Source organism: Ligilactobacillus saerimneri DSM 16049 (assembly GCF_000423265.1).
In the GTDB taxonomy this organism is placed as follows: Bacteria; Bacillota; Bacilli; order Lactobacillales; family Lactobacillaceae; genus Ligilactobacillus; species Ligilactobacillus saerimneri.
This window is the reverse complement of the sequence record NZ_AUHQ01000002.1, coordinates 12,084-34,418: the sequence shown is the minus strand read 5'-3', so window position 1 is coordinate 34,418 and position 22,335 is coordinate 12,084. Positions and strand designations below refer to the sequence as shown.

Genomic DNA, 22,335 nt, shown 5'->3' with positions numbered 1-22,335 from the left:
CCCAGGAAATATTTTACCGACTAGAAGAACGACGGAGAAGAGTTACCGGCAAAGTGTAGTTTTTTGGCACAATCGCTTGTTTAGGTTCCTTGATTCGTCGCTGCAACAGGTCAACTAAAACTTTAGCAATATCGCCGATAGGCTGCACAACGGTCGACAATTCTGGGTGGTATTGCCGGATAAATTGGGTGCCATCGTAACCGATCACTTTAACATCTTCAGGAATACGACGACCTAATTCACGGGCAATATTGATGACCAATAAGGCGGTTAAGTCATCGGTGCAGACAACGCCGTCAACCTTGTGGGTTTGCAAAAGATCGCGAATGAGCATTGCCTTGTAAGTAGTGGTTTCAGCAAAAGTTACTGAATGGATATGACTAGTTAGGTTATATTTTTTGATAACTTCTTGGTAACCAGCAAGGCGGTTATCGGTAGGGTGAACGCGGGAATTGGGGTTACCGACAAAATAAATTGAGCGGCAGCCAGCTTGATAAAGTTCCTCGGTAGCGAGGACTCCACCCTGGTAATTATCAGAACTAACGATTGGTACTTGGTCTGATAGTTGGCGGTCAAAAGCAACGATTGGCAGGCCAGCTTGATTATATTCTTCGATCCCGATGTTATGGGCGCCAGCAATTACACCGTCAACTTGATTGGCTAAAAGCATGCGCAGATATTCACGTTCTTTTTCCTTGTCATCCCCAGCATTACAGAGGATAGTTTTGTAGCCAGCGGCGAATAATTCCTCTTCGATTTTTTCGATTAGCTCTCCAAAGAAAGGATGGGATGCTCCTGGAAAGATCAAGCCCACTAACTTGGTATGCTTACCGTGAAGAGAACGTGCCAAGGAGTTGGGTTGATAGTTAAGTTCACGCATTGCTTGGTGAACTTTGTTACGTGTTTTGTCACTAATATAGCCATAATCGTTGATTACCCGTGATACAGTTGTTGGTGAAACACCGGCGAGTTTGGCTACATCGCTAAGTTTTACTGCCATAGAAGATAAATCACTCCTTTATTTTTTTAAAGGCCAGTAGGTACCCGTGAAGTCGATAGCTTGTTCGGCCACGAAAGCTACTGTTTGGTGCGAAGGATTAGCAAAGAAACGGGCGGTCATGACATTATGCCCATCGTTAACAAAGACTTCACAGAGCGAACCATCGATGAAGATGTCGAGTTGGCAATCACGGTGAGCTGGTAGGGTAATAGTGCGTGTTGTCCCGTAATCAGTTGCAACAGCTAACCCTGCTTGACCACGATCAAGGGTCAAAGAAGCATCAGCACCAGTATTGAAATCAAGCCGCAATCCTTGGGAAAGATCTGCTGAAGCTGCTAGATGTAAACTACCGTGTTGGTTCTTGCGAAGGGTCAGTCTGAGCTCATATTGGTTGCCGGATTGGTCTAACAGCTGTTGGCGGTCATTGACGCGCCGTTCAGGCCGAAGTAATGTTCCCTGTTGGCGCAGAGATCCCATGGCAACTACGGGATGTTGGTAAAGATGCCCGTCGCGAAGTTCTAGTTCTTTGACTTGGCTAAGGCAGTTAGCCCAACCTTCTGAATCAGTAGGGTAGGTAGTATCAGGCAGGCCTACCCAAGAAATAAGGTATGCTTTACCATCAGGCGCATTAAATGCTTGGCTAGCATAAACATCAAACCCGTCGTCAAGATTGAGGGGTTGTGGTTGTGCAGGTGTCATCTTGGGACCGTTGAGCCGGATGTCTTCCCCGATAAGGTACATGTTAGGGTAGATATTGTCATAAGAAGCAATATTTTTGTCCAATCCTTGCGGACAGAAGATTAGAACCGGTTGGTCATTAACAAAAACGAGATTAGGGCATTCAATCATATAGCCCATTTCTTGCTCAGTGAAGTCAAGGTAACCAAGATCTTGCCATTGTTTAAGATCGCGCGACTTGTAAACGACAATATGCCCAGTTTTGGTTTCTTGATCTTGGGCCCCTAAGAGAGCGTAGTAAGTATCGTTATAGCGAATAACTTGAGGATCACGGAAATGTTCAGAAACATAATCAGGTGGCATGATTAGAGGATGGTCTAATTTAGTCACGTTTCCTTTTGAATCCATCAGAGCTCCGAGTTGATACGGAGTTCTGATCCAGTCTGCATCCCGGTGGTTGCCGGTATACATCAAAAAGAGGTCGCCACTAGGCAAGGGCAGAGCAGAACCAGAGTAAGCACCATGACTGTCATAAACAGTGTCAGGGATCAATGCAAGGCCTTTGTTCTCCCAGTGAACAAGATCAGGTGAAGTCATATGAAACCATGATTTGAGTCCGTGGACCGGGCCAAAGGGGAAGTTTTGGTAGAAAACATGGAATTCACCATTATAGTAGGAAAAACCATTGGGGTCATTTAATAGTCCAGATTGAGGACGGATGTGGTAATGCATTTGATAAGGGGAATTAGCTGCTTGTGCTTGAAGCTGTAATAGGGTAGCAGCATCCCAGTTATCATAATTCTGATAACGTTTTTCTGTTGTCCATTTCATAAGAGAAAACTCCTTTACTAAGGCGTGTAACCGTATTCTATATTTAAGTAAAATTTTACCCGGATTGTCAAATTATGTCAAACGTGTGTCAATTATTGGAATACAATTTCATAGTCTATTTTTTACGATGTAAAAATTTTATTAACAAAAATGTGATAAACGATTGACATAGAAAAAGAATGCGTTATCATAAGATACAGATAAAAGAAAACCGCTTACATAATTTTAGAGGAGTGAGATCGATGGATCATAGAAAAGTTGCTCAAGAGGTTATTCAGGCCGTTGGGCGCGACAACCTCGTAGCTGCGGCACACTGTGCTACACGGTTACGGTTAGTGCTCAAAGATGATGGAAAAGTTAACCAAGCTGCTCTGGATGCTAATCCAGATGTAAAGGGGACTTTTAAAACTAATGGCCAGTATCAGGTAATTATCGGACCTGGTGATGTAAATAATGTTTATGCAGAGATGATCAAGGAAACAGGCCTGTCTGAACTTTCGACAGAAGACCTAAAGAAAGTTGTGGAGAAAGACCAAAAGTTCAATCCAGTAATGGCATTTATCAAACTATTGTCTGATATTTTTGTGCCAATCATTCCAGCGTTAGTAGCTGGTGGTTTGCTGATGGCTTTAAACAACTTCTTGACGTCACCGGGGCTCTTTGGACCTAAGTCAGTAGTAGAAATGGCGCCTGGGATTGCTGGAGCATCTGAGATGATCCAAGTGATGTCGGCAGCTCCATTCATCTTTATGCCGATCTTAGTAGGGATGTCAGCTGCTAAGCGGTTTGGGGCCAACCAGTTCTTGGGAGCTGCTATTGGGATGATCATGACCACCCCGGGTTTACTTCCAGGACATCACTGGGTATTGTTTGGATTGAAGGTTTCCCAAAATAATTACTACTATCAAGTAATTCCTGTTTTGGCAGCTGTTTGGATCCTGTCAGTGTTAGAAAAGTGGTTCCATAAGCGATTGCCAGCTGCCGTGGACTTTACGTTCACACCGTTGCTTTCAGTAATTATTACTGGTTTCTTAACCTTCATCGTTGTTGGACCAGTGATGCGTGAAGTTTCTGATTTAATCACTAATGTTATTGTATGGTTGTATAACACTACTGGCTTTATTGGTATGGGGCTCTTCGGGGCAGTTTACTCACCAATCGTATTAACGGGGTTACACCAAAGTTTCCCAGCTATCGAAACCCAGCTGATTTCTGCATTTAGAAATGGAACTGGCTTTGGGGACTTTATCTTTGTTGTAGCATCTATGGCGAACGTTGCTCAAGGGGCAGCCACCTTTGCAGTGTGGACATTAACTAAGGATAAGAAGATGAAGGGCTTGTCTTCATCCGCTGGTGTTTCGGCTCTCTTGGGGATTACAGAACCAGCATTGTTTGGGGTTAACTTGAAGCTCAAATTCCCATTCTTCTGTGCCTTGGCTGGTTCTTGTGTGGCAGCTGCTTTTGCAGGATTAACACGAGTGATCGCTGTTTCCCTGGGTTCAGCAGGGTTCTTAGGCTTCTTGTCCATCAACGCAAAGTCAATCCCAATGTACGTGGTTGCCGAATTGATTAGTTTTGCAGTTGCTTTTGCTTTGACATACATGTACGGTAAGCGTCATAGTGAATTGGTTGATCCACAACCAGTGATGGCAGCGGCTGATCAAGTTGCACAAGATGCAGCGGCAGCGCAAGTAGTGGCTGATATGGCTTTAAATGATGAAGTGGTGACAGCACCTGTTGCTGGTCAGGCGGAAAGTTTGACGGCAGTTAATGATCCGGTTTTTTCAACTAAAGCAATGGGTAACGGAGCGGCAATCATTCCAAGCTCTAACCAAATTGTTGCTCCAGTTGATGGTGAAATTACTGTTGCGTATGAAACAAAGCATGCATACGGACTCAAGTCAGATGACGGGGCGGAAGTTTTGATTCATATCGGAATTGACACTGTTAACCTGAAGGGCGACCACTTCACTAGTGCGGTTCAACAAGGTCAACATGTCAAGCAGGGTGATGTACTAGGGACAGCAGACATTGATGCTATCAAGCAAGCCGGCTATGATCCGACAGTCATGGTCGTAATTACCAACACCAATAACTACGCCAATGTTGAGCGGATTGACGCCACTGCAGTTCAAGCAGGGGATAGCTTAATCGCCCTGACTAAGCGGAATTAAGTAGTTACACAAGTAAAGTCTTGAAAAAATAATCGTGTTTCACGTGAAACATAATAAACAAAAAATGGTAAACTAAAAAATATAAATAGTAACCATCCATCGGAGGGTTTGCACATTGTGCGGGCTGGATAAGATGTCGCAATTATTGCGGTAATTCTTATCCGGCTTTTTTACTAAAGGAGGGATTTTGATGAAATTTGTTGTTGCACCGGAAATATTTGCAAAATTACCGGAAATGTATGTTGGGGTAGTTGTAGCCAAGGGTATTAATAATGCAATTTCGTATGATACTATTACAACGATGTTGAAACAAAGTAATGAGCAGGTTCAGGTTAAATATCGAAACGTTAACGTACGTGAACAGCCAGAAGTCATTCCATACCGGGAGGCCTTTCGGGCACTAGGAATCAACCCCAACCGGTTTCCGTGTTCGGTTGAAGCACTGTTTAAGCGGATTGCTAAGGGACATGCAATTCCGTCGATTAATCCATTAGTAGATCTCAATAATGCACTCTCACTCAAATATGCATTACCAATGGGAACCCATACTCTAGATGGAGTGGCTGAACCGGTGACAATGAGATTAGCTCAGGCTGGTGATCAATTTGTTCCCTTAGGAACGGACCATGCAGAAGAACCACCAGTTGGGGAAGTGGTTTATGCAGTTGGTTCCCAAGTACGCACAAGGAGGTGGACTTGGCGTCAGAGTGAACATGGAAAAATTACTGCGACCACCCATGACGTGTTTTTCCCGATTGATGGGTTTGCAGATATCAACAAAGATCGCGTTGACCAAGCCCGAATGGAACTGCAAGAGCAACTAGAAACAATTTTTGGAGTAAAAACACAAACCGGTGTAGTTGATCGCAAACATCCAGAATTTGAATGGGGATAAAATGTCGACACAAACAAAAACTGCTGTCCTTTGCGGGCAGCAGTTTTTTAATCATATAAACGATATTGGGATGTGTAATTAAGGTTAACTTCTTGGAAAGGAAGCAGGTTGGTTGTGGTTTGTGCACGGTGGATGATTTCACGGGTAAGCCCAGCAACATCCATTGAGGCCATCTCAGCAAGTGAGAAAAAGCCGGCGTTCATCAATTCATTCGACTGGATGTTTATTTGGCCGGAAACATAGTCCAATAAGAAGTTAACATAGATTGTATGCAGGGATGACAAAGGGCGTTCCCCAATCAAAAAAACTCCTCGGGGGCGGGTGATGATCCCAGTTTCTTCCTGGATTTCGCGGACGATGGCCTTATCTAAAGTTTCGGTTTGTTCAACAAACCCCCCAGGATTAGTCCAATGACCGCGTCCCGGATTATTGGCTCTTTGGGTCAGGAGGTAGCGCCCATCCTTAACTACAACGCCTCCAACGCTGATTACATTATCATTCCAATGAATGTAACGACAATGCGGACAGACTTGGCGTTGTTTGAAGTCAACAGTCTGGGTAACTAGTTTAGTGCCACATTGCGGGCAAAAATTAAAAGTCATTTGGGTCACATTCTTTCTCTAAATATGCACTGATTAGTGTATCACGAAAGAGAAATACAGGCAGGTGAAATGCAATAAACTGGGCATTGTAGGGAAGTTTCATAATAGTTTAAAATATAGTTGTAGTAGATAGTAGAATGGAGATATTGTGAGGTTATTTTATGAAAAAAATACTTACTGTCAGTGTTGCTACCTTGAGTTTAGTTACTTTAATGGCAGGATGCGGGCGTAACAAGCAGTCGCAACCGCGGGTGGTTAAAGAAACAACCAAAAAAGCGGATGTTGCTTTATGGTCTAAGAAAAAGGATCAGAAGCTTGTCCAATTTATCACCAAGTGGGAAAAGACAATGAACCAAGAATATACCAAATATGATGGGCACCATGCTTTAAAAACAGCTGCAGGGATGACCTATCCAGCAGACCTGAAGACTGCTACTGTCAAAGGGAAAACAGGTCATATGACCTGGTATAAAAAAGGAAAGGGAACTAGAGGCTACAATGTAGTTGCCTTATACAATTATGATCAGTCAGATTCCAGTAGTATTACATACGCATTTACGATCAAAAATGGTGAACCAATCGTCTTGGTAAACCAAGGACAAGAAAACGATTGGGTCCCAACCAAGAATGATAATTTGCAAGATAATTTTGCCAATATAGTTGAAGGACGTGCAACTAAGCTTAAAAAAGTAGAAAAAGAAGAAGCTGTCAGTGAAGAAGATAGTTCCAGTAGCAAGAGTTCGCAAACTAGTGCAAGTGCGAATAGTTCTAAAGGCGATGATGCCCATGATGATGAGCGTGACGGCTATGTGACGACTCCAGTAGCTATGCGGGGAACCTGGTACGCTAAGAATGAATATGGTTCAGCAAAAATTGTAGTAACTGATCACCAAATTACGCTCACTGACGGCGATGGCAAGACGTATGATTACGTTCTCTACCGTCGCAAAGGGCAGATGCCAGATCCAGGTACTGTCACTAGTGCAGATATCGAACGAACAAAGAGTTGGGCATCTGCAATGGCTGGCCAGGTTCACGGGATGGACACAATCAATATTCGGGGTTGGTACCAAAGTGCGGGAGCCGGGTCATATTATTCGGCCCATACCGAGGAAGTTAATGGACAAAAGGTTCCGGTAGTTGTCAGTGGTAGTGGTGCCGGCGCCTGGGTTGATGCAGTCTTTTATCCAAGTGAAGCCATGGCTAATAGTCAGGGAGCAACACAGTATAGTGACCTGCAGCATCGTTGATGAATAATAAAGTAGGATGCAGCTGGGTGCATCCTATTTTTATTGATGAGGATAGAAAATGGCGTAGAAACTGCAATTAAGTTAAAATAAAAATATAAATAATGTGATGCATGGTCAGAAGTGATGAGGTTATTGTTATGAAAAAATTACTTACAGTGGGAATTGCTTTATTTGGTATGGCATCATTGATGACTGGTTGTGGTAATGGTAAACAATCACATCCCAAAGTTGTCACAGAGACACATAAGCGTGAAGCCAATCGATGGTCAAAGAAAAAAGACCAGACGTTATCACGCTTCATGAAAGAATGGGGTCGCAAGCGAGGTCAAAAATATACTAAGTATGATGGTCACCACGATATTAAAACAGCTTTAGGAATGAAATTTCCGACAGCACTTAAATATGCGACTGTGAATGGTAACCGGCCCAAGATTGGGTGGTCTCCCAATGGGAAAGCCATTAAGGGATACAACGTGGTTGCTTTATATAATTATGATCTGCCCAAAGGGACAGATTGTATAACGTATGCCTTTACCTTGAAAAATGGGGAGCCGATTGTGTTATCTAACGAGGGACAGAGTAACAACTGGGTTCCAGCTGCTGATGAAAACCTTCAAGATAACTTTGCTAACGTGATCGAAGATCGCCCAACTAAGCTAAAAAAAGTGGAAAAAGCAGAGGAAGCGACGAGTAAGGTTGAAAGCTCAAGTGCCAAGAGTGAAAGTTCATCTGCTAAAAGTGATGACGCTCACGATGATGACCGGGATGGATACGTTATTACTCCAAAGGCGATGCGCGGGACTTGGTATGCCAAGACTGAATATGGGTCATATAGGTTAGTTGTGACAGATCACCAGATTACTGAGATATCTAGTGATGGTGATGAGGACAATACGATTCTTTACAGGCGTAAGAGACCAACTCCTGAACCAGGGAGTTATTCTGAAGAAGAGGTTGAACGAGCTAAAAACTGGGCGGATGCGACAAACCGTCAGCTTGAGGGAAAAGATACGATTATTATCCGTGGATGGTTCCAAAATGATGGCTCTAACAGATATTATTCATATCACACTGAAGAGATTGACGGAAAAAAGGTTCCAATAATCATCAATATGGATAACTCTGCTGGTTTGGTGGATACTATTTTCTATCCAAGTGAAGATATGGCTAATCAGCAAGAAACGGCGCGTTACGATGACCTCCGTTATCGGGATGATGAGTAGTTGGAATACCTCCCTATAAAATGATGTGAGATAACGCTATATTATGCTTTTTAGGCTAGTATAGCGTTATTTATATTTTTAATTAAAAAAAGAGAAATCTGGCATTTAGATGTGAAATAGGCATACAATGAAAATTATTAAAATGATTTATTAGGGAAGAAGGCAACAAGATGGAGAGAGTCATTGTAGCTGCCCTATCAGGAGTCAGTATTATTCTGATCATGGTGGCGCTAGGGTATTTAATGAATGAGAGAAAATGGTTTTCATCAGAATCGCCGCGCATTATTTCGCGGCTGGTCACCCAGGTGGCACTTCCTGCCTATATGGTAGCCACCGTTACCAAGCGGTTTACTGCGTCAGAGCTACGGCAGTTACTCCCGGATTTGCGCTATCCGGTATTATCGATGACAATTCTATTTGCCTTAGCAGCTGCAATTGCACGGATCTGTGCTGTTAGGAAAAATCATCGGGGCTTATTTACTTCGATGTTTTTTAATTCAAATACGGTTTTTATCGGTCTTCCCCTCAACATGGCTTTGTTTGGGAGTGCTTCGGTGCCGTATGTATTGGTATACTACATGGCCAACACCACCTTCTTTTGGACATTGGGAGTATGGCTGATCCAGCATGATGGAAAGCATAAAGCAGGGGTGAACTGGCGCCAGGTGGTAAGCAAGATTTTTTCACCGCCGTTGTTGGGTTTTATCTTGGCAGTGATCTTGATCATCCTTCATATCCATGTGCCTGCATTTATTATGCAGACTTGTGGTTACCTGGGGGGATTAACCGTTCCACTTTCGATGTTATTTATTGGCATTGCAATTTCCAACGCTGGGCTGTGCCGGTTACGCTTTGATCGGGATGCAGTTTTAATTATGTTGGGGAGATTTGTGGTGGCACCGTTACTGATGATCTTGCTGGTAATGCCAGCTTCAATGCCCTTATTGATGAAACAGGTTTTCGTGATTCAAGCGGCAATGCCGGTTATGACCAATGCTCCAATCGTGGCTAAATTGTATCAGGCGGATGCGGACTATGCAGCGGTGATGGTTACGGAAACAACGCTGATGGCAGCTGTTACGGTGCCTTTATGGATGGTAGTTGTGCAGATGGTGGTTAAATAGAAGTGTGAACCAGCTCGGGTAAAAGGCGTAGGATAACGGAACCCCGGTGAGATGATAAAGTCATCCATTGGGGTGTTGTTATCCATAGGCTTTTGAGCTGGTGAACACGTTAAGGAATAGAAGTGCTGAGCATTGCGGGTAAGAGGCGTGCTGTAAGGAGCAACTGATGGTGATGATTTTATCATCGCCGAAATTGCTATTTACAGACGAGCCGCTTGCAATGTGGGGCACGACAATAGAAGTGCTGAGTAGTGCAGGTAGAAAGTGTGATCTAACCTAGGGTAACGAATGATGAATATCATCAGAGGCACCCGTAGTTAGTTTAAAGAGAATATCACCATTAAGTGAAGGTAGACCTAATCTGCCTCCACATTTTTATAGGTTTCTTCATTGAAAAAGTAGAATTTCTGGTACACTAGAACGAAACTAAGAGGGGATCGGGATGGATTCAAGGACAAATTTGCCAAATAATTTCAAGTATGCACTGCGAACATCACTGCCGGTTTTGTTTGGCTTTATGTTTTTGGGGATCGGATATGGACTTTACATGCATAACTTAGGCTTTTCATTTCTTTTTCCCACTTTGATGGCAGCGACAATTTATGGTGGATCAGTAGAGTTTTTCATCGCCAACATGCTTTTGCAGCAGTTTAACCCGGTTAGTGTCTTGCTATTGACAGCCGTGTTAGGTTTTCGCCAGTTTTTTTATGGAGTGTCAATGTTGACCAAATATCCGCTGCAAGGATGGCGGAAGCGGGTCTTGATCTACGGGTTGGCGGATGAAACTTTCGTTTTGAATTACTATGTCAAAGTCCCCCAAGGCTATGATGAGACTGCAGTGCATGTCTGGATTACCATTTTGAATTATTTCTATTGGGTAACCGGGGCGTGCCTAGGTGGTCTACTAGGCAGCGCCTTGGGAATGGAAATCAAGGGACTAGATTTTATTATGACCGCACTCTTTATTTGCCTAGCTGTCGACCAAGTGCGGAAAGAAAAAAGCCATTTAAGTTCGCTTAGTGGCATGGTAATTACCCTAGTTTCCTTAGTATTGATTGGACAGAGATACTTCTTGGTTGTGACGCTTTTATTATTGGTGGCAGAATTTGCAGTGAAGTATTGGCATGAGCAGCAAAAGGAGGAACAGCGGTGACTTTAATGGAACAGGTGTTAACGATTGCGCTTGCAGCCGTGGTTAATTTTTTAACACGGTATCTTCCGTTTGTACTCTTTACTCGCCGAGATAATCAGCGACCAGCACCTTTTATTGTCCAATTAGGAAAGTTCCTTCCACCCGCAATCATGACAATGTTGGTAGTGTACTGTTACCGCGGAATTGACCTTTTTCAGGGTAACCATGGGCTTCCCGAACTTATTGCTGGTTTGATTACAGCTGGCCTCCATTGGTGGCGGCGGCAGATGGTCTTTTCTTTGCTGGGAGGAACACTGGTGTACATATTATTAGTGAATTACGTTTTTAACTGACAAAAAAAGCTACTATAACGTATGTATAGAATGGGGAGAAAATTAGCATAAAAGTTGTTTTAAAGAGGATTATACGCTGATTTCAGGCTTGCGTGTCGGAGTGCTTCATGTTATAATTCTACTTCGTGAGTATCTAAGTCGCACAAAGCATTAGATTACTCTCCTTGTTCTTATTTAAAATATAGAACCAATAGTCCATAAGGAGGTGCAAACAGTCGTGAAGTACGAAATTACTTATATCATCAACCCATCACTTGATGAAGAAGCAAAGAATGCTTTGGTAGAACGTTTTGACAACATTCTTAAGAATGATGGTGCTGAAATCGTAGATTCAAAAGACTGGTCTAAGCGTCGTTTTGCTTACGAAATCGGTGGTTACAGTGAAGGTACTTACCACATTGTTAACTTAACTGCTGACAACGCTGAAGCAATCAACGAATTTGACCGTCTTGCAAAGATCAATGATGGTATCTTACGTCACATGATCGTAAAGCGTGAAGATTAATCAACTCTTTTTAAAATCATAAAGGAGGATGCACCTTGATCAATAGAGTCGTTATTACAGGTCGTTTGACCCGGGACGCAGAATTGCGTTATACCCAAAGTGGAGTAGCGGTGGCAAGTTTTACGGTGGCAGTTGATCGGCAATTCCGGACCCAAGCAGGGGAACGGGAAGCTGATTTCATTAATTGCGTAATCTGGCGGAAGTCAGCCGAAAACTTTGTCAACTTTACCCATAAAGGTTCAATGGTGGGAATCGATGGGCGGTTGCAAACGAGAAACTACGAAAACCAACAAGGTCAACGGGTTTACGTGACTGAAGTGGTGGTAGATTCCTTTGCCCTGATGGAAAGTCGTTCCCAATCGGAACAGTACCGACAAACACATGGTGGTAACGGCATGGGTCAAGGTGGTGCTCCAAATAACGGTTTCACATCCGGAAATAACGGATATGCTGGGGGAAATAATGCTCCAGCCGGTGGTTATAGCAACCCGAGCCAGGGTTACTCCAACAATGCCGCTCCGATGTCGGGGAACACTGGTAATCAAAACCAAGATCTTAACCAAGATCCATTTAGTGATGACCAGAACGGCAAAGTTATTTCTGATGATGACCTACCATTCTAATTAAGGAGGAACTACCAATGGCACAAAACCGTCGTGGCGGCCGTCGTCGTCGTAAAGTCGACTTTATTGCTGCAAACCACATCGAATACATCGATTACAAAGACACTGACTTGTTACGCCGTTTCATTTCAGAACGTGGTAAGATCTTACCTCGTCGGGTAACTGGTACTAGTGCTAAGAACCAACGTCGTGTTACTATCGCTATCAAGCGTGCACGTATCATGGGGTTGCTTCCATTTGTCAACGAAGACTAATTCTGTGGCAATACGCTAACTATATTATTGATAAATAACCCGGAGATGAATTTCATCTCCGGTTTTTTTGTGTGCACATTGTCATTTATATTTGATATTGATGAAACTTTGGTGTACATTATAAGCGACAAAAGGTCATATATAAATGACAAGGAGGGGGATGGATGAACCGGGTACGAGAATATCGGCGTCAGCATACGGATTATTCCCAGCAGGCGCTGGCACAACAAGTAGGAGTAGCACGGCAGACAATCAACTTGATTGAAAATGATAAGTACAATCCATCGTTAGATCTGTGCTTAAAAATAGTGTGGGCGTTGGGGACAGATCTCAATACCCTATTTTGGGAGGAGCGTGACAAGAAATGACACAAACAACACTTTTCACACGGATAATCAAGCACTTCTACGGGATTGCAGGTCCGCTGGATGAATACCGATTAAAGGAATTGAACCGAATTGGGAATACAGCTTTGCTCCCACTATTATTTTTACAAATGGCAGGAGCGTTTGGTACAATCTTGGCTACTGCTTGGCAATTGCGCACAGAAACGGTGCTGTTAACCTATATTTGGTTTAACATGATAGTTTTCTTAACTGTGATGGCTTACCTAGGATGGGCAGTTGGACGCTTGCACCTGACAGAACGGGAGGTTACTCCAGCAGAAAAGAAGCGGGTTCAATTGTGGGCATTAATCCGTACTTTGATAGCCGGTCTGTGGTTTACAGTTTCGTTTCATTTACTTAGCACCCTGATTGATTGGGTTGGCAGTGGTCAAACTTACAGTAGTATTCTTCTTCAGGGAAGAAACTTACTAGGTTCGTTGGTTGCTGGTGGTGGCTGGACAGTCATAATGCTGATTATTGCTTTACGGCGGATTAAAGAAGTTAATGAAGAATGAATAAACAAATAAGGAGCAAATACAACGTACGCTGTATATGCTCCTTTGCTTTATCTTTATAATGATTTTTGAGATTTAGAAATCAACATCGTCAGGGTCCTTGCATTGACCACCGAGGTTTGGCAAGGCAGAAATTGTTGCCATTTCGGTAGGAGATAACTCAAAGTCAAAGATATCCATATTTTGCTTCATCCGGTCTACATGGACAGACTTTGGTAAAGGCAAGACTCCTTGTTGAAGAACCCAGCGTAGGCTGACTTGGGCAGTTGACTTGTTGTGAGCAGTGGCGATTTCCTGCATAGTTGGGTTGGTTAAAACCGTTGCCCCCTGACCGCCGAGAGGTCCCCATGCTTCAACAACAATATCCATTGCTTGTAGTTCTTTAATTTCATCAGCATGGGTCCAACCAGGATGAACTTCGATTTGGTCAACCATTGGCTTAACAGTCGCTGTTTCTAGTAGCTTTTTAACGTGGTGGGGCATGAAATTACTCAGTCCGATAGCACGAATCTTTCCTGCATGATAGAGTTCTTCCATAGCCCGCCATGTTTCGGCATTGATTTTAGCTGCTTCAGCACCAAATTGTTTTTCGTTAGCTGGCCAGTGAATTAAGTAGAGATCAAGATAGTCTAAGCCTAGACGGTCTAAAGTCTTTTGAAAAGCAACTTTGGTAGCTTCATAACCCCGGTCAGTATTCCAGAGTTTGCTAGTGATGAATAATTCTGTCCGATCCACGCCGGCAGCTTTGATCCCTTGGCCTACGCCTTCTTCGTTGCGGTAAACCATGGCAGTATCAATATGACGGTAACCTGCTTGGATGGCGGCTGTTACAGCCGTAGCCGTGGCAGCCGGATCAGTTTTGTATGTACCGTAACCAACACATGGAATTTCAACTCCATTATTTAAGGTCAGTGGTGAGTTGACGTTAGTGAATGTCATCATAATATCCTCCTTATTAATTGGTATTACCTTACTTATTATAAGTGTTATTAGAACGGAGGGGAATTAATCTGCTTTGGGTGCTATGTGAGATAAAAATAATTTGACTATTATTCTGGTGAGGAAAACAGATATAATGGGTGCAGAGTGAGCATGCTCGAGACTATTATTGTAGGGGATTGTTATGTCAGAGAAGACACCACATTGGTTCAAGCTGTGGTATACCATCGGGTATATCATTCGCCACGGGGTGTTGGTAGAGTTAGACCAACAAGATGCACAAACTTTGGTGCAACAATTATGCCGGTTGTTGGAGATTTCTCCCACAGTGAAAATTACTTTTGTTTCACATTCGAATGGCACCCTGGCAATTGAGCAGATTGACCAGGGGCAGGCTACTTCTTATGATATTTGTCGCTTGGTGGTGGCTTTGTTTGATTTGTCATATGCTGCGGGTGACTTTGACCCAAGTGGTCCACCAATGGGGCTAGTATGGTGCCCGTTTAAAAAGGTAGTGGATTATTACCATGACGGGTTTACAGAGTTGCAGTACCGATCGTTGAATCTGTATGATGCAGCAATGATGTTGGCTAGTGCTATTAAGATTGTGCAACAGTAATTATTTAATGCGAAACATAAAAAATTAAAACAATAGAAGCAACGAATGATATGAAGTGCTATAGTGGTTATTGATAAGATAACTTGCTACGGACTTTGGCATACGTTGCTTTTTTGTATTGCCATCATCAATGATAGTTGGAGAGAGATCTAATGAAAAATAAAGAAATTGAAGTTCGCGGGGCCCGGGTTAATAACTTACAGAATATTGACCTCAATCTTCCTTTAGGAAAATTCATTGCGATTAGTGGTTTATCTGGTTCAGGAAAGTCTTCTTTAGCCATGGGGGTTCTCTATGCAGAAGGGGCTCGGCGGTATTTGGATGCTTTATCGACATATACACGCCGGCGTATTAGTCAAGACTCCAAGGCAGATGTTACTACTATTCGTCATTTGCCAGCAGCTTTGGCTCTGCGTCAAAGACCGACCGTTCCTAATAAGCGCAGTACGGTGGGAACAATGACTGAAAGTGCGAACGTTTTGCGCCTCCTATTTTCCCGACTGGGTTCACATGTCCATCCGCAAACGTTCAGTCGGGCTGAACCTACGTTGCGAGTGGCAGAAGGGTTGGATGTCCAAGCAGCTGACGGGAAGTGTTTTATGCCCCCAGCAGCCGAGGATTTTGCTTTTAATTCACGGGGTGCTTGTCCCACTTGTCAGGGTTTGGGCGAAATTAAACAGTTGGTAGAGAGCCGGATAGTTCCCGACGATAGTTTATCAATTCGTGCTGGAGCTATTGCGACCTGGCGGCTTCCGGGGCGTAATTTTATGCCAGCGATGGTTGAACAACTAGGGATTGATATTGACCGACCTTTCCGTGAGTTAAGTCCAACAGATCAGGAATTTGTCCTCCATGGGCCTAAGCGTAAATACGAAGTAAACCTTCCAACTAAGACGGGCCGGGTTTTTCATACTAATGCGCTTTATGAGAGTGCTTATGCAGCGGTGGAAGATAGTATGCAAACCAGCAGCAACGAAAAGACTCTGCAAAAGCTCAACAAGTTCTATGATTTCACGGAATGTCCGACTTGCCACGGGACTCGGCTTAAGCCTTGGGTTTTAAAGAGCTTGGTAGCTGGATGTGATATTGCTACAGTTAGTCGGATGGAAATTAAGGACCTGCCGACCTGGGCGGCTAAAATTGAACCTAGCCTGCCCCCAACTATGGCAAAGTTAGCACATAATTTGGTGACCGAATTTTGCCAAAGCTTGCAGCCGTTGATCGACCTTGGGCTAGATTATTTGACGCTTGATCGGGCAGGAGACAGTTTATCAACTGGCGAGTTGCAAAGGATCCAACTTAGCCGGACGTTGCGAACTGCAACCACCGGGGTACTCTACGTGCTGGATGAGCCTTCGATTGGTTTGCATCCGGCTAATGTCGTTGGTTTAATCAAAATATTACGTGCATTAGTAGCTCAAGGAAATACAGTTCTAGTGGTAGATCACAACTCAGCGGTGATCGGGGCGGCTGACTGGGTGGTTGAACTTGGGCCCGGGGCTGGGCATAGTGGAGGTCAAGTCATAGCTCAGGGAACGGTTGAGCAGATCAAGGAGGACTCGGCGTCATTGATTGGTCCGTTCCTGGCAGGGACGGCACGACTACGGGTTCGCTCCACAACCCCAGTAGTGCTGAGTGTTCCCCAAATCACCTGGCATGTCACTGATAAATATAATTTGCATAACGTGCGTGTTCAGATTCCTGAAAATAGGCTGACAGCAGTGACAGGATTTTCTGGTGCTGGCAAGACTACTTTGTTTATGGAAAGTCTTGAACCAGCACTTAAAGCCCAGCTGACGGGGCAGGAATTACCCAACCACGTAGATTTCTTGGATGCCCCCAATATCAAACGAGTTGTGGAAATCAATGCAACACCGGTAGGAAAGAACGTTCGCTCAACGGTTGCCACATACACCGGAATTTTGGATATATTGCGACAAAAATTCACCAGTACACGAGCGGCCAAAGAAAAGAAATGGACAGTGAGTCACTTTTCATACAATACTAGGCAAGGAGCATGTCCTACTTGCAAAGGAACCGGAGTTTTAAACTTAGACATCCAGTATCTTCCAGATATGGTCCAACCATGCCCTACTTGCCACGGTCAACGGTATAATGCAGAAACACTGACAGTTACTTGGCATGGGTTCAATCTGGCACAGATTTTAGCGATGACGGTTAGTGAAGCTCATGACCACTTTGCTGATACTACAAAGTTAGGAACAGTTCTGGCAGGCTTAAAAGAAATGGGGTTAGGTTACCTACATCTTGGTGAAGCTACTCCGGCCCTTTCTGGGGGTGAAGCCCAGCGCTTGAAATTGGCTGTTGATATGAGTAAAGACCAGCATGGGACATTGTATTTATTCGATGAACCATCAATTGGTTTGCATCCCTTGGATGAACGACTTCTTCTGGCCGTTTTTGATCGGTTGCTAGAGCAGGGGGCAACAATTGTTGTGATCGAACATGATCTAGACCTGATTGCAAACGCAGATTATATAGTGGATCTGGGGCCTCGGGGTGGACATGCAGGTGGACAGGTTGTTGCTACTGGGACGCCAGCTGCCGTTGCGCACCAAGAACAAAGTTTAACTGGCAAGTATTTACGTGCTCATTTAACACATTTTAATGATTAAGGAGTGAAGGGGCATGAAAACTGTAACCATTGGGAAAACAGTTCTTCCGGCAATCGGGCTGGGGACATGGCACATGGGTGATGATCCCCGCCGAGAAAAGCAAGAAATTGCTGCTATTCGAGCAGGTTTGACGGCGGGGGCGCAACTGATTGATACCGCTGAGATGTATGGCGATGGGCGAGCTGAACGACTGGTAGGGAAAGCACTTCAGGGCTATACACGTGAGCAGGTGTACCTAGTTGATAAAGTTTTACCGGCTAATGCTAATGCAGTACGAATGGAAGCCAGCTTAGACCAGAGCCTACGCAATGTTGGAACAGATTATTTTGACTTATACCTGTATCATTGGCGCGGATCAACACCGTTGGAAGAAACAGTATCCGAGTTGAATCGGCTCCAAGCAACCGGCAAAATTCGCCATTGGGGAGTATCAAATTTTGATCGCGCTGACTTGGAGGAATTGTGGCAGACGCCTGGCGGTGACCAGTGTGTTGTCAATCAAGACCTTTACAATATTGGCGAACGCGGGATTGAGTACGATGTGTTACCCTGGCAACAAGCCCAGAAAATGCCGCTGATGGCATATTCACCAGTAGCTCAGGGTGATACTTTGGGAACCCAAAGGTTGACTAACAACCGTGTTTTACGCGCAATTGCTCAAGCGCACCAAGTGTCAGTATTTCAAGTGATGTTGGCCTGGGTTATTCGGCAACCGGGAGTTATTGCGATTCCCCAGACAAGTCAACCTGAACATGCACAGCAAAATGTTCAAGCCGGCGATCTATATTTGACAGAACAAGAGTTAATACAACTACAACAAGAGTTCCCAACCCCGACCCAAAAGCAACCGTTAGCGATGATTTAAAATGATAACGTTTTAATTTTTCTTGCAATCAACCAATAAAAAATGGATAATGGAGAAAGCACTTGCAAAAAAGAGAGAGTTTGCAAGGAAACATTTAAGAGAGAATTTATTGGCATAAGGAGAATTACAAATGAATATTTTGATTGCGTTGGTCCCAGCCTTGGGGTGGGGACTCATGCCGTTGGTTGCTAGCAAGACGGGGGGCAAACCTGCCAACCAGATCTTTGGAACTGGGTTAGGTGCCACCATCGTGGGGGTTTTGGTGCTATTAGTAGCCCGTCCAAGTTTGGATATTCGGACGTTCTTATTTGCATTATTCTGTGGTGCTTTTTGGACAATTGGTCAAATTGGTCAGTTTGTTTCTTTCCGCAGCATTGGTGTTGCCAAAACGATGCCGATCTCAACGGGCTTACAGCTGGTAGGGAACTCCTTAGTGGGGGTAATGATTTTCGGTGATTGGCCAGGCGCTAGCGCCCGCATCATTGGTTTTGTTGCTTTATTGATCGTAGTGCTGGGGGTTGTCTTGACGTCAGTGAACGATCAAAATGATGATACTGACCGCGTAGCCCTGCAAAACCTAGTCTTTTTAGTAGTTACGACTGTTGGCTACTGGTTTTATAGTGCTTTCCCACAAATTGTACCGCACGCTGATGGGCAAGCCCTCTTCTTCCCACAAATGTTAGGGATTTTATTAGGTGCGATGATCTATGCATTGGCATCTGGCCAGGTACAGATTTTTGCAGAAAAAGAAAGTTGGCTAGGAGCAGTTGCAGGCCTATTCTTCGGGGTAGCAGCCTTAGCTTACATCTTCTCTGCGCGGGAAAATGGGGTGGCTCCAGCCTTTATTTACACCCAATTAAGCGTAGTACTGGCTACTTTAGGTGGGGTATTGTTCCTTAAGGAAAAGAAAACTCGCCGGGAAATGGTCTTTACCCTTTTGGGCTTGGTGTTAATTGTCGCTGGTAGTGTCATGACTAGTTTCGCTTAATAATCTAAAAGTTATCTTAAAAGCAGGCGTCTGAGGACATAGGTTCTTAGGCGCCTTTTGGATTGTTCTTTTTTTATCCATTTTAAAGAAGAAAAAGATAAGTAATGTTTGCTTTCTATAAAATTAGAAAATGATGATAATTTAGGGAATGGACAGGCGATTTTATTCATGGGAGATCTGTAAATCCTATTTTTTCGGTAGAAAAAGGAAAAAAAGATGAAATCCCCCTTAAAAAAAACTCATAAAAATTGTATTTTTAATGCATAAGCGATTTACCAATCAATCGTGTTTACTAATAATGACTATTGGCACATCTAACTATTAGTTTTTTCATTTTGTTTCTCAATAGTTAGTACTGTAACTCCCATAACACAGTCGAGGTAGTCATTATTTGGAGGGATGTGACCTTGTGTCGCATCTTTTTTTATGCACAAATGGAATGGAATATGGAGAGTGACGAGGGGGAAAGACAATGACAAGAAAACAAATCACTTGGGTGACGGTTGCCCTCTTATTAGCCAATGTTGTTTCAGGGATGGATGCAACAATCATCACGACTGCACTGCCAGCTATTGTTAGTGACCTGCATGGGATCCAATATATGGGATGGATTGTAGCAGTTTTTCTGCTGGGAATGGCAGTTTTTTCGCCTTTGTGGGGTAAGCTGGGAGAAAGAACTAGTAATAAACTAGCATTTCAGCTCGGCTTGGTGTTATTTATTGTGAGTTCTGCTTTTGAAGGAATGGCTAGTAACATTTATTATTTTCTACTAGCGCGCTTTTTCATGGGGATTGGCGCTGGGGGAATAGGTTCTTTACCCTATATTATTATTGGCGAAATTTTTCCCAAGTATTATCAAAGGGCTAAAGCTTTAGGTTATATTTCAGCTAGTTGGAGTACGGCAACTGTCCTGGGACCATTAGTTGGCGGTTGGATTGTTGACTCTTTGAGCTGGCACTGGATTTTTTACATCAATATTCCGTTAGGCGTGGTAACGATTCTGATTGTTCAACGGTTTTATCAAACCCAGTCCAATAAAGTGACCAGCCAGTTCGATTATGCTGGTGCGGTATTGATGACAGGTGGTTTGGCACTAATTTTGTTGGGGATTCAACTGATTGGGATGGCACCATTGTTGTGGACGGTTATCTTAGTTGGCTTAGGTGGGGTGTGTTTATTAGCGATGAAGCGCGTCGAGCGCGCGGCAGTTGACCCAATTGTTCCGGGGCGCATTCTTAAAAATAAACTCCTATTAGCTGATTTCATTCTTTTTTCCCTAGCTTGGGGTGGAGGGATCGCGATCGCTAATTATGTTCCAACCTGGGCTCAAGGTTTACTAGCCACCACTGCGTTAATAGGCGGATTGACGCAGATTCCCAATGCTTTATCCAATATGGGCATTGCCCAAGTTAGCCCCTATTTGCAAACGCGTTACCAAGCGGGAACTTTAATCTTTTGGGGTTTATTTGCAACTTTGGTAAGTTTAGTCGTTTTGGTTGTTAGTGGGTTTGCGGCCCCATTTTGGGTCTTGTTAATTGCATGTTTCTTTAGCGGTCTAGGCTCCGGCTTGATTTTTGTGATTTTGCAGGTGAAAGTTCAACAAGATGCTCCGCCGGCAGACATGGCAATTGCTACTTCACTATCTTATTTGGTCCGAATCTTGGCCCAAACGTTTATGTCATCCCTGTATGGGGTCATTATGAACGTGATGATGTTTAGAGAAGTTCAAGCAACCCATGGGCGGGTAACGATGGCAATGATGAATAAGATTAGTAATGTGCAGGCCAGTCGGACTTTACCGCCAGCATTGGTGCCGACGATGCGACGGATCTTGCATAGTGGTTTACATGCAATTATGGTGGTCGCAAGCTTAGTGATTTTGCTGGGGATTGGCTACAATTGGTGGGTTAGCCGCCACTACCAATCACAGGTAACTGAGCAAGAATAAGTTTAGAGTCTTGTAATAAATATAGTAATGTCCCGGCTGAAAGCGGTAAAATAGATAAGGTAATAGTTGCTCAGAAGGGAAGAGTTAGTATGACAAAAGTATTGATTTTAGGTGACACCAATCCAATCACCGCTGGTTTGCGGGATAGCATCTTGGTTAATACCACTGATGATGTCGTGATCTATGATCACCTTGTCGCAGCTAAGGTTCAGGTATCAGCACCGGAACGGGAAACCTTAATCGATGGACGTTTGACAGATGAAGCTAAGTTAGTTGAGGCGATGGCTGGGGTTGATGTTGTCTATCTCAACAAGATGTTGCAGCTAAATGAAGTGCGGACAGTGATTGCTGCGATGAAGGCAACGCATGTGAACCGTTTGATTGCCACAACTGTCGTCGGGATCTATGGAGAAACCGGAGGCGATTTTGGTGTATGGAACATCAAACAACTAGGTGCCCCTGCAATTGGCCGTTTGCGGCGGTGTGCTGATGCTGTTGAGCGTTCTGGGTTAGACTATACGATTTTGCGGTACACATGGCTGTATGAAGAATCTGATAATGATAAGTTTGTCATGGTTCCGCAAAACCAAAAGTTCATGTTAGCTCAGCTCAGTCGTGAAGGCTTGATTAAAGGGATCATGGAAGTATTGACTGATACTTCAGGTACTTACATTAAAGCCAATTATGGGATTGGTGAGCCAGGGACCATCCAAGAAAAGCCATTCTTCTATATGGATGATGAAGATACAGAAGAATAATATACTTGGAAAAAAGAAAAACAAAATGAAGAGGTAA

The 22,335-nt window shown here is 43.8% G+C and carries 22 protein-coding genes; 18 read left to right on the top strand and 4 right to left on the bottom strand.

The window, feature by feature from the left end; genetic code table 11:
• Positions 1-13: 13 nt before the first annotated feature.
• A complete protein-coding gene (locus G541_RS0101130) occupies positions 14-1,000 on the bottom strand; it encodes a LacI family DNA-binding transcriptional regulator (protein ID WP_027826204.1) in 987 nt (328 codons plus the stop codon).
• 18 nt (positions 1,001-1,018) lie between these two features.
• Complete coding sequence (locus G541_RS0101125; protein ID WP_027826203.1) at positions 1,019-2,509, bottom strand: sucrose-6-phosphate hydrolase; 1,491 nt, start codon at positions 2,507-2,509, stop codon at positions 1,019-1,021.
• 242 nt (positions 2,510-2,751) lie between these two features.
• On the opposite strand from G541_RS0101125, the gene G541_RS0101120 reads away from it, so the two are divergent.
• The gene (locus G541_RS0101120; protein WP_027826202.1) at positions 2,752-4,683 is read left to right on the top strand and encodes a sucrose-specific PTS transporter subunit IIBC; all 1,932 of its coding nucleotides are present in this window, start codon (positions 2,752-2,754) and stop codon (positions 4,681-4,683) included.
• A gap of 190 nt (positions 4,684-4,873) precedes the next feature.
• The gene (locus G541_RS0101115; protein ID WP_027826201.1) at positions 4,874-5,578 is read left to right on the top strand and encodes a B3/B4 domain-containing protein; all 705 of its coding nucleotides are present in this window, start codon (positions 4,874-4,876) and stop codon (positions 5,576-5,578) included.
• Positions 5,579-5,625: 47 nt separating this feature from the next.
• On the opposite strand, the gene G541_RS09090 is transcribed toward G541_RS0101115, so the two are convergent.
• Positions 5,626-6,180 (bottom strand): NUDIX hydrolase, encoded by a 555-nt coding sequence (locus G541_RS09090; RefSeq protein WP_009552673.1) that lies wholly within the window; start codon positions 6,178-6,180, stop codon positions 5,626-5,628.
• A gap of 161 nt (positions 6,181-6,341) precedes the next feature.
• On the opposite strand from G541_RS09090, the gene G541_RS0101105 reads away from it, so the two are divergent.
• The 10 genes from G541_RS0101105 (at position 6,342) to G541_RS0101060 (ending at position 13,545) form a co-directional block, all read left to right on the top strand.
• A complete protein-coding gene (locus G541_RS0101105) occupies positions 6,342-7,430 on the top strand; it encodes a DUF4767 domain-containing protein (RefSeq protein ID WP_027826200.1) in 1,089 nt (362 codons plus the stop codon).
• A 137-nt stretch (positions 7,431-7,567) separates the two neighbouring features.
• Positions 7,568-8,653, top strand: coding sequence for a DUF4767 domain-containing protein (locus tag G541_RS0101100; protein ID WP_027826199.1), 1,086 nt, complete (start codon positions 7,568-7,570; stop codon positions 8,651-8,653).
• 170 nt (positions 8,654-8,823) lie between these two features.
• On the top strand, positions 8,824-9,777 hold the full coding sequence (locus G541_RS0101095; protein ID WP_027826198.1) for an AEC family transporter: 954 nt from the start codon (positions 8,824-8,826) through the stop codon (positions 9,775-9,777).
• Between the two features lie 442 nt (positions 9,778-10,219).
• A complete protein-coding gene (locus G541_RS0101090) occupies positions 10,220-10,930 on the top strand; it encodes an AzlC family ABC transporter permease (protein ID WP_009552682.1) in 711 nt (236 codons plus the stop codon).
• A gap of 5 nt (positions 10,931-10,935) precedes the next feature.
• Positions 10,936-11,262, top strand: coding sequence for a branched-chain amino acid transporter permease (locus G541_RS0101085; RefSeq protein ID WP_331250865.1), 327 nt, complete (start codon positions 10,936-10,938; stop codon positions 11,260-11,262).
• A 217-nt stretch (positions 11,263-11,479) separates the two neighbouring features.
• Positions 11,480-11,767 carry a 30S ribosomal protein S6 gene (gene rpsF / locus G541_RS0101080; protein ID WP_009552686.1) on the top strand — a complete coding sequence of 96 codons (288 nt, stop codon included), beginning with the start codon at positions 11,480-11,482 and terminating at the stop codon, positions 11,765-11,767.
• 35 nt (positions 11,768-11,802) lie between these two features.
• Entirely contained in the window at positions 11,803-12,390 is a 588-nt protein-coding gene (gene ssb / locus G541_RS0101075; protein ID WP_009552687.1) for a single-stranded DNA-binding protein, read from the top strand.
• Between the two features lie 17 nt (positions 12,391-12,407).
• Positions 12,408-12,644, top strand: coding sequence for a 30S ribosomal protein S18 (gene rpsR, locus G541_RS0101070; RefSeq protein ID WP_009552689.1), 237 nt, complete (start codon positions 12,408-12,410; stop codon positions 12,642-12,644).
• Between the two features lie 164 nt (positions 12,645-12,808).
• Positions 12,809-13,012 (top strand): helix-turn-helix transcriptional regulator, encoded by a 204-nt coding sequence (locus G541_RS0101065; RefSeq protein ID WP_027826197.1) that lies wholly within the window; start codon positions 12,809-12,811, stop codon positions 13,010-13,012.
• The gene (locus G541_RS0101060; RefSeq protein WP_009552693.1) at positions 13,009-13,545 is read left to right on the top strand and encodes a DUF3278 domain-containing protein; all 537 of its coding nucleotides are present in this window, start codon (positions 13,009-13,011) and stop codon (positions 13,543-13,545) included. Before G541_RS0101065 ends, G541_RS0101060 begins: the two co-directional genes overlap by 4 nt.
• Positions 13,546-13,620: 75 nt before the next feature.
• Here the strand turns inward: G541_RS0101060 and G541_RS0101055 are convergent, their stop codons facing one another.
• Positions 13,621-14,487, bottom strand: a complete 867-nt coding sequence (locus G541_RS0101055) for an aldo/keto reductase (protein ID WP_027826196.1) — start codon at positions 14,485-14,487, stop codon at positions 13,621-13,623.
• 181 nt (positions 14,488-14,668) lie between these two features.
• Between G541_RS0101055 and G541_RS0101050 the strand changes: the two genes are divergently transcribed.
• The 6 genes from G541_RS0101050 to G541_RS0101025 all read left to right on the top strand — a co-directional run bounded on the left by G541_RS0101050 (position 14,669) and on the right by G541_RS0101025 (position 22,298).
• Entirely contained in the window at positions 14,669-15,103 is a 435-nt protein-coding gene (locus G541_RS0101050; RefSeq protein ID WP_009552697.1) for a hypothetical protein, read from the top strand.
• Between the two features lie 152 nt (positions 15,104-15,255).
• Positions 15,256-17,739, top strand: coding sequence for an excinuclease ABC subunit UvrA (locus G541_RS0101045; protein ID WP_027826195.1), 2,484 nt, complete (start codon positions 15,256-15,258; stop codon positions 17,737-17,739).
• Between the two features lie 13 nt (positions 17,740-17,752).
• Entirely contained in the window at positions 17,753-18,604 is an 852-nt protein-coding gene (locus tag G541_RS0101040; protein ID WP_027826194.1) for an aldo/keto reductase, read from the top strand.
• A gap of 130 nt (positions 18,605-18,734) precedes the next feature.
• Positions 18,735-19,592 (top strand): GRP family sugar transporter, encoded by an 858-nt coding sequence (locus G541_RS0101035; protein ID WP_027826193.1) that lies wholly within the window; start codon positions 18,735-18,737, stop codon positions 19,590-19,592.
• Between the two features lie 472 nt (positions 19,593-20,064).
• Positions 20,065-21,540: an MFS transporter gene (locus G541_RS0101030; RefSeq protein WP_027826192.1), complete on the top strand. Its 1,476-nt coding sequence runs from the start codon at positions 20,065-20,067 to the stop codon at positions 21,538-21,540.
• 89 nt (positions 21,541-21,629) lie between these two features.
• Complete coding sequence (locus tag G541_RS0101025; RefSeq protein ID WP_009552707.1) at positions 21,630-22,298, top strand: NAD(P)H-binding protein; 669 nt, start codon at positions 21,630-21,632, stop codon at positions 22,296-22,298.
• Positions 22,299-22,335: the final 37 nt, after the last annotated feature.